Annotated in this window: 7 protein-coding genes; 2 read left to right on the forward strand and 5 right to left on the reverse strand. The window is 32.7% G+C overall.

Annotated elements, in window-relative coordinates; genetic code table 11:
* Nucleotides 1-9: 9 nt before the first annotated feature.
* The 3 genes from J7E63_RS11235 to mobQ form a co-directional block, all read right to left on the reverse strand.
* Entirely contained in the window at nucleotides 10-243 is a 234-nt protein-coding gene (locus J7E63_RS11235; protein WP_215012056.1) for a hypothetical protein, read from the reverse strand.
* A gap of 446 nt (nucleotides 244-689) precedes the next feature.
* Nucleotides 690-1,073, reverse strand: coding sequence for a VOC family protein (locus tag J7E63_RS11240; protein WP_214719326.1), 384 nt, complete (start codon nucleotides 1,071-1,073; stop codon nucleotides 690-692).
* A gap of 603 nt (nucleotides 1,074-1,676) precedes the next feature.
* Nucleotides 1,677-3,692 carry a MobQ family relaxase gene (gene mobQ, locus J7E63_RS11245; RefSeq protein ID WP_215012058.1) on the reverse strand — a complete coding sequence of 672 codons (2,016 nt, stop codon included), beginning with the start codon at nucleotides 3,690-3,692 and terminating at the stop codon, nucleotides 1,677-1,679.
* Between the two features lie 215 nt (nucleotides 3,693-3,907).
* Here mobQ and J7E63_RS11250 point away from each other — a divergent pair, with 215 nt between their 5' ends.
* Complete coding sequence (locus J7E63_RS11250) at nucleotides 3,908-4,168, forward strand: hypothetical protein (RefSeq protein WP_215012060.1); 261 nt, start codon at nucleotides 3,908-3,910, stop codon at nucleotides 4,166-4,168.
* A 5-nt stretch (nucleotides 4,169-4,173) separates the two neighbouring features.
* A complete protein-coding gene (locus J7E63_RS11255) occupies nucleotides 4,174-4,452 on the forward strand; it encodes a DUF3847 domain-containing protein (RefSeq protein WP_214719332.1) in 279 nt (92 codons plus the stop codon).
* 920 nt (nucleotides 4,453-5,372) lie between these two features.
* On the opposite strand, the gene J7E63_RS11260 is transcribed toward J7E63_RS11255, so the two are convergent.
* Nucleotides 5,373-5,918, reverse strand: a complete 546-nt coding sequence (locus tag J7E63_RS11260) for a BA5345 family protein (RefSeq protein ID WP_215012062.1) — start codon at nucleotides 5,916-5,918, stop codon at nucleotides 5,373-5,375.
* Nucleotides 5,919-6,846: 928 nt separating this feature from the next.
* Nucleotides 6,847-7,965, reverse strand: coding sequence for a hypothetical protein (locus tag J7E63_RS11265; RefSeq protein ID WP_214997916.1), 1,119 nt, complete (start codon nucleotides 7,963-7,965; stop codon nucleotides 6,847-6,849).
* Nucleotides 7,966-9,244: the final 1,279 nt, after the last annotated feature.

Genomic DNA, 9,244 nt, shown 5'->3' on the forward strand with positions numbered 1-9,244 from the left:
ACATCTATCCTAACAGAGGGGGTAGATAATCTTATAAAATTGATTTGCAAAGTCATCCAAATCAAAGTCTCTTCTTAAATCTGCCATATCCATGTAGACGAATTGGTCTTGACGAGGGAAAAACAATCCGATTTTCGTGAACCGCTGTTTGTCTTCTTCTGGCAGTTTCTCATAAAAATCCAACAGATAATAGCCAATCAACTGGTTTGTATGATCAGATTTGAATCCAAAATTCTTTGTCACCTTTACATCTACCAGCATATCATCCAAAATGAAATCAGCGTCTGCCCATCCCTACACGCTTAGAATTCTTCCCGAACGTAGGGGTTGGAACATAAGAATGATGGATTTTAAAGTAATCAGAACACTTTTCCTTGTATTCCATCAGGTTAACCAGATCTTCCACCGCTTTTGGATTTACATTTAAAAAGTCAGATATGTACCCACTCCTGAAAAAAGTGATAACATTTGCCCAAACAAGTAACCCCTCTGCAAGATTCTTCAAATCAAACGGAGTTTTCCCATTGATGTAACTGCTAACGCTGGCTATAAAACAAGTAGATATTATAGAAGATCTTTTCTGGATTAACTTTGAAACCGATTAATGTCTTAACTAAATGGGAGTGTTCTTACAATATCGTTAGCAGAAAAGAAGAATCTCTTCTTTCTGCTAATGATATTGTAAATTCTTAGCGTTGAAAAAATTCAACCCATTCCCCTTCTGAGCCGTATACGAAAAAGTAGCGATATCCATTAGGTAATGAAGTAATTTCTTGATCCACTAATTCTACATCTAAGCTTTGAATACGTTTAAATTCTTCCTCAATATTGTCCACCGTAACAGCGAAATGATGGACCTTACCTTCCGCAGGTAGTTGATCATTGTAGCCTTGAATTAACTCCAATTCAGTTTCATATGATTCATTAAACCCAAGGAATGCTAATCGGATAATTCCATTTGTATGGAGAAGTGTGCCTTTTAATGTTAAACCTACAACATCTTTATAAAATTTAATAGAATTTTCTAAGTTTCGTACCATAACTCCTACATGGTCAATCCTTTTTCTAGTCATTTTCTAACCCCCTATGAGAGTGTTTAGCAACCATTTTTCTTAAAGGTAAATATAGGATAACTTAGGGTAGCGATATCTGATTCTTAATTGCCATAAAGACTCATGCTTTTTTGCCAACCTCTAAAGCCAAATAAAGCCAAGATTCTGTTGTTTTTTTCAATTCACTTTTCTTAAGCTTTCCGCCTGAATTCTCCTTTACACTATTACTCAAATTCAATTCCATAAAGAAAATCACTATTATGGTGCCTGTCTTTACTTATCTTACTCAACTCAATAAAGGACTAGAAGAGGTTCTTTCATCTTAAAAATTTTTTAATTCAAACACCTTAATAACACGGAAAAATGAAGTCAAAAAAATAAAATCCTGGCACAATCAGGCGGCTCTCTCCTTGTAATAGGATTATTTTATTTATTAAGTTAAAAAAAAGACATTTTCAAAGCTCTCAATGGCTTCAAATTAAAGTTACGTTCATAATGAAACAACCACCTTCATAAGCTCCAATCCTTATAAAGTTAGCTTGTGCTTGCACAATGAAATTACTTATTGCTGGCGAATTTTTTTTTATAAAGGTTACTATCTTTTTTCATCCATTCAATCTCTTTCTATCGTTCTATTCCTCTTTGTCGTTTCTTCTTTTTATTTTTGTGATATTGTTCGAATTCATCTTCCCTCCACTTGCGGTCAGCTTCACGGATTGCACTTTCAAGAATCGAGAAGAAATCCGTTCCATCAGGAAATTTAGAACCTAGATAATGATTAGGATGTGGTGTAAAGGTGTTAGGAGCTTCAAATGATGATTTTTCCACATTTCTAAATATTTGAACATTAAACGCACTGTGAAGCTGATTCATTTTATCTGGGCCAATTTCATCTGAATAACGCAGGCATTCATGATAAAAGATTTTCATATAAGATTGATTATCCATTTGGATATCAGGATATTTATTTCGTAAAAACTCGTACTGTTGATCCTTATTATATGAATCCGTTTTATCGCTTTTAATGCAATACAAAGACAAAATAATTTCTTTTTGTTCTTCTTTTGAATACTTTCTTGGTGGGTTGGAGAAATCTTCTGGTGTTATTGTTTTTCCATAATACTCATCTGCCATTACAAAGAATTCTTTCTGTTCAATCTTTAAATAATTCCGACCATTCCAATGAGGGTACATTTCTTGTAACTGATGATCATAAAGCTGATCCATCAAGTCTAATGATTTATTCATATTTTCTTTATGTTTTAATAAAAACTGCATCTGTTTTAAATCTTTATTAGATGCATTTTTAATGGTTGATTGATCGGCAAAATTGATTCCATTATTCACTCGTAAGTGCTCAAATTGGTCCTCTGCATTTTGTAGTTCTTGCTGCAAGGATAATACAAATTGCTGTCGATTATTTAATAAAACATGAAGATCCCTTTCAATTTGTTTTATCTCTAATTCATGAAAAACCCTTTCAATGTCCTTGATGCTCAACAATTTATTTTGAGAAACAGTGGTTTCAACAACTTCAATTTTTTGATCTGTAGATAGTTCTTCCTTATTTAAATCCGGGTAATATTTATCTAAGAATCTATTTGCTTCAATTTTTAAGATTTCTTCTGTCTGATTTAATAGTTCTGTTTCTTTTTCAATCCGGCTTATTTTTTTATATTTATCAATGGAATCCTGATGAAACTCAAGTCGGGATTGCCATTTTCCTAATTGTAATCTTCGAGTATTAATATTTTCATAGTTGACAAACATCCGTAACAGTTTTGCTGATTCACGTAATTGTTTTTTCTCTAAAGGAGTAAAGCGACGAACATACTTGTCAGTTCTTTCTTTTATTTGTTTTTCTTTCTTCGCTTCTGCGAGTTCAATGATCGTTTGGTTGTACTCTTTTCTGTTAGTATTCATTTTAATCCTATCAGATTCTTTACCTTCGCTTTGCATCTGCCTTGCAACAAAACCTTCATGAATCGTTGGCAGTGTTTCAATCCCTCTATCTTTATTTGATAAATGAGTGATTCTTTCAGAAAAACCATTATTCTCTAGAAAACGATTGGCATAATGAGACCACTGTTCTCTCCAATAAACCAGTTTTTCTTTCGTATTCCAATCGGTTATATGTAAAGCTTTAACTTGTAGTTTTCCGTCAATCAATTCTTTCACTTTCATTTGTTTATTTCCCCATGAACCATCTTCATTAAAGGGGCGAATCGTTAACATCACATGAAAGTGAGGGTTTTCTTCATCATCTCGATGGATGGATAAATCGGCAACCATCCCATCGTTAACAAAAATTTCCGTACAAAATTCAAGGGCTAATTCCTCTTGTTCGGCGTGGGATAATTCTTTTGGTAAGGCTACATTAATTTCACGAGCGAGTTGAGCATTCCATTGTTTTTCTTTTTTCTCCACTTCATTCCATAATTGTTGACGATCATAAACCCATTCAGGTGCATGACTAGGCGCAAGGATATGAGTAATCGGTTTCACTTTTCTTTTATAAAACTTTTCTTCATTCGTTCTTTCATCTATCAATCTTTCACCAGAACGGTATGCCGCAGCTGCTATTGTATTTTGTTGCTTTTTTCTTGAAAGGATCTGATTAGAGAAATGATAGATTGCCATAGTTATAGACACCTCAACTTATTTTAATGACATGAGCACAGCGAATTTTTCAGACGCTTCACGGATTTGGGTCCTTCGGAGAAGGGACCAACGCACAATACCGCGATAGTGGTATATAAGTGCGCCCTAAACTTTGTTTTTGGGATAATTATATCACTTCCCATGTTTTGGTTCAAATGTTATAATATAGAAAAATATCCAAAAGGGGTGCTAAAATGCCAAAACACAATACAAAGGGAAAAATAAACGATATCGAAGAACAAATTAAAAAACTGAAAGAAAAACAAAAACGTATTCTAACCAATTCCCAAAAAGAGATTGGTAAGTACTTAATGGACACATGGGGAATTGAAGATGTAAATGAAGCAAAAACATTAATAGATTTGTTTAAGGACCAAGTAAAGGTATATTCCGAGGTTGCATCATCCAACGAAGAGCAAAAAGAAGAAGAGACGACCAATAAACCTATCGGGTGATTAATATGACAAATGAAGAGTTACATAAACTTGAGGACAAAATAAAAGTCCTGGAGCAAAAAAAGAAAGCCTTAGAATACAAAATTTCTAATGAAGATCGGCGAGAAAGAACTAGAAGATTGATCCAAAAAGGAGCACTTTTAGAAAAGTACTTAGAAAATGAAAATGTATCCCTAAAGGACACCGAAGATTTGTTAAAAATTTTAGCTGAGTTTAAAAATAAAAATAAGAAATATATTGATAGAAAAATTCAAAACATGCAGGAAGATCGAGAAGCGCATTAATTTAAATTCTACAAATTGTTAATGCGCTTTTTTTCTCACCTTTATTACTCCTCCACTTTCCACTTCGCTGAAATCCATTCAAAAATTCTATAAGAAAATCTATTTAGTGTTTCACCTATTCCCCTAGATAATCAATTCTTTTATTCCGGTAAAATCCTAAAAAATTTTTAAGAATATTATACAGATCTTTATGTTTATAGGTATTTACTATTTTTAAAAATACTTAAATACATTTGACGATAATTTCCACTTCCATCAATATCCTAGTTTTTTCTACAGATAAATAAAATTTTAACATCTCGAATGCACCGTCAATCCTGGGAGCATTTTCATTTGAATATTGTTAAAATCTGAATGATTATCTCCAACAACAGAAGGAACTTTTATGTTAAGAAATTCACATCTTCTACTACCTAGAAATATTTTTCAATTGTTCGAACTTTATATCAAATGCGTCTTCCGTTATTGGCATTTATCTTACCATCATGTTTTTCTCTTCTTTCTGCATTTTGTTCTTTCTCTATTTCATTTAAAGATGATAGAGATGATTTGAAGTGACAAGGCAGAAGAATACAATAAAAAGTCATGCATTTTAAATTTGGCATTGTTTTGAAATAAAAAAATACACCACGAAGGATGGATCAAATCCAGCTACGTTTGTGACAAAAATTATAATATATCCTTCAGTATACCTTCACTAATTTTTAGGCAACACAGAATGAAGGATGTAGTTATCCTCAGAATGGACCCCTATCACTCTATTCAATTCTTCTGAATCGCGTTTTAACCCTATTGATGGAACGTATAAGTTACGTAGTTTTTCATAGTTCTCACTTTCCTTCCTCGTTACATTTCAGCAAAAAAAGATTTTTTCCGCACCTTCTTTAATAAATAAAAAACATCCTGAAGGATGCCATAACCTATAATTCAAAATCAGACTTAATTTTCTTTATAAAATAATTGAAGTTGTTTTGAAAATAAACCCAATTATAAAACACAATACAATTAAGCCCAAGAACTATTAGAAGTAAGATACCTATCTTTATCGAAAAAGTAATCGTTAGAGATAATATAACCAAGATTAATAATGATAGGAATAAACTAGTAGATAAAACTCTTAAAGCATGAACATTCCCAAGTCTGTAACTATAAATCCTTTGGATCTCTTTTCCGAATTGATTTTTAATAATTTTCAAGTCCATCTCATACTCGTTTTTAAAGTATTTATTCTTGTTTATCCAAATAATAAAACCAAAACTAAGACTAATATGATGTATTAAATTGCCTATAATAATTCCAGTCCCAATAAAAAGTGTAATGGAAGAGACAATGATCGAAACATCCTTACTAAATATGAACGTTTTTACCGCCTCGTAATCACTTATTGTAAAATAGGAAAGTAATATAGCCAAGAGCATCCATCCAGGTATTCCCCATCTAATCAAATTTTTTGAATCTAAATTCATTTGCATCCTTCCTTTCATCATTACTTTTTCGATAAAAGGAAAGTAAATCCTGCTTATTTCCTTCTTACAGTACCATGTCCTCTTATATAAGTATCACGGTGTAACTCAATCATTCCTCAACTTTCTTTTTTCTAGAATATTCTTTTTCTTTTTCTTTGAGTTTTATCTAGCTGCTGTTTTGGTTCTAACGATGAATGATTAGCAATTTTCCTATCATCACCTTCTTAAAGGAAAAAAAGCACGCCTTGGCAGGCTACTTAGTGTTAGGCGAGCTTTGAAACAAATTGGTGTTGGTATTAAAGGCGATTTATATTTTATATGTCTGTTAGAGGAGTGGGTAGGTTAACTAAAATATTACTTTTTACCAAGCAATCTCATTTGTAAATATTCTTTTTAAAATCTCTCATGTTTTTATTAATGAAGGAATAAAAAATAAAAACTTAATAGATGGTATTAAATTAACAAGAATATTATAGTCATGGATTTCTATCGTAAAAATTATATTTAGTAAGAATATATATAATTAGTAAAAAATATATATTTAATAAGAAAAACAATAATAATAGGCATTTTAAATTTTCGGGGTATATCCGTTGTGGGAGAAGGGTTTCAGCCTTTTTAGAGAGTAGTAATAACATAGTTTCCACTAGTACACAAATAATATAAAAAAGAATTCACATCTCCACAAGTATTTTTTTAAACTATTTACATATTCACAAGGGTTTATTTTAAAAATCAACAAATACACAAGTATATATTCGGAACCTCTTACTCAAAAAAAAATAATTCCTTCTTGGAAAATCTGTCAAAGAAGAAGACAGAAGAAAAAGAAAGGAATTATTTTAAAAATTGATCTATGATTTTAATTTTTGTCAAATACGAAGAGCCCTGTGAGGGTCCATTTTTTTCACAAGGCTGATTATTTCTATTAAATTAGATTGTAAAGTGCTGGTTCTTGACCAGTTAAAGTAAATTCCCTAATTTTGGCTTCAAAGATTAGATCATAAGGCAGCTTTTTTAAAGCACCAGGGAGATACTTTCTGAAAGCCATCCTGAAAAAAGCACCGATTGAGTAAAAATGAAACGTTCCGGTTCGTTGTTTTTCTGTATGTATTAAGACTCCAATTTGATCCATTGTTTCTATAAAGAAATTTTTTATAAAGCGATCCCTGACAGTGAATTTCTCTCTATCTTCATCCAGTAAATAGTTCATTTTATTCATTACTTCCTGTTTAAAAGAAAGCATGACATCAATTTGGTCTCTTGGTTTATATTTAATTTGATGTCCATCCAAGAAGTAGGTTAGCTCTTTTGATAATTTTGCCATAAGCGGGTTCACGTTGAATTCATCTGTATTCTCTTCCACGCATTCCGGCTTCAAGGAAAAGCCAACTTTCTTAATCCATATTTGTTTACCACGAATTTCAATCCCAGTAAATTCTATGGAAAATAGAGCCTCTAAAACACTTAATGTTTTTCGGACTCCTTTTGCATTTTTATTCAATTGAAACTTGAGTGTTTTCATCGTCCTTTCTTGCTTTACTTTCTCCACTTCACCCGTTTTGCTAAAAGACATACCAGTACGAAATTGGTTAAGCAAGGATAAGAGTAATTCGATCCCTTCAGGATTTGAAGTACGGACGAATTCAGCTAATATATTTGTGTCAAAAAGGCCATGTGGTATGATCAGGTAGTTGAGAACCCCACCATTATGTTCAGGTGTATTATACTTTTCGACATCTTTTAGAACTAAAACAGGTAATCCTTCGTGAATTTCCTCTTTCACAAAATGATGATCTTCTAGAAATCGCTTTCCTCCCCAAAGAGTAGAATAAGAGATTCCAAGTTTCTTAGCCCATGAAGAAAGATTATATTCTTTTAGCATGCCGCGTTGATTCTGTTCTACTTCCAATTGCTTTAACATGGTCATATATACAACATAGGCAGATGCAGGAGGGCGCTCAAATGACTCATCACGTAGAAAACGAAATTCTTCCAATATGGCATGATGCATTCGAAAACCGTCGATTCTCATTTTACTGTTCATTCCAGGGGCCCTCCTCTCGTCTATTTTCCTAGTTTGAATTATAGCAGAATGGAAATAGAGGAAATGATGCCCTTTATTAAGGGATTTTCAAAGTTGCACAACAGGCGTCAATCCCTTGTCCCCCAAGGGGTTGAAAAAAACTTTAAAATTTTTTATGTGAAAGGAAACGTCATTGTTTTTTATAATTTGTGCATATTGTGACAGGAAACGTCATACCTGATTGATTAATGGGTTGGGAGAAACGTTGATATATCAACGTTTTTTTAAAAGAGTCTATTAAAACAAAAGCAGAACTAAAAAACTTGCACAGAAATCTTTGCTAGTTTGTGTGAGAGGAAACGTCATTATCCTCCATTTTCAAACACAAGAAAGAGCAAACTTTGCAATAATTTGTGTTTTTATAAGAAATTAATGAATTTTCACTATTCAACCAAGGATGTTCATTCAGACAAAAAATGTAGTCTTTTGAAGGTTTTGTGCACATTGTGAGAGCAAACGTCAGGCAAAAAAAGTTGCACACAGGATTTTTAATGTACTGCTGTGAAAGGGAGCGTTAATCATTTAATAATGACCAGGTCGCTTGGAGTAAAGAAAGGTTTCACATGATTTAGGCTTACTCTGTGCACATTGTGAGAGGAAACGTCAAGCAGAAAATAAGTGCACTATTAGACGGATGAGTATATCTCTTTATGCAGAATGAAGGATCTTTAAAAGGATGTGCACATTGTGAGAGGAACCGTCAAAGTAGAAAATAAGTGCACAACTAGTAAAGGATGAGGATACTCTTTTATGCTGAATGAAGGATCTTTAAAAGGCAGTGCACATTGTGAGAGGAAACGTCAAAGTAAAAAAAAGTGCACAACTAGTTTAGGATGGGTATATCTCTTTTTATTCAGAATGAAGGATCTTTAAGATGATGGATGTGCACATTGTGAGAGGAAACGTCAAAGTAGACAAAATAAGTGCACAACTAGTAGAAGGTGAGCAGATAGCTCCTTTATTCTAAAATGAAAATTCTATAAAAGAATGTGCACATTGTGAGAGGAACCGTCAAAGTAGAAAATAAGTGACCTACTAGTAGAAGGTGAGCAGATAGCTCCTTTATTCTAAAATGAAAATTCTATAAAAGAATGTGCACATTGTGAGAGGAAACGTCAAGTAGACAAAATAAGTGCATTACCAGTAAAAGGTGTGCATATCTCATCTATGCTGAAAGAATGATCTTTAAAAGGCTGTGCACATTGTGAGAGGAAACGTCAAAGTAGACAAAATAAGTGCA

The organism is Bacillus sp. ISL-75, from assembly GCF_018613095.1.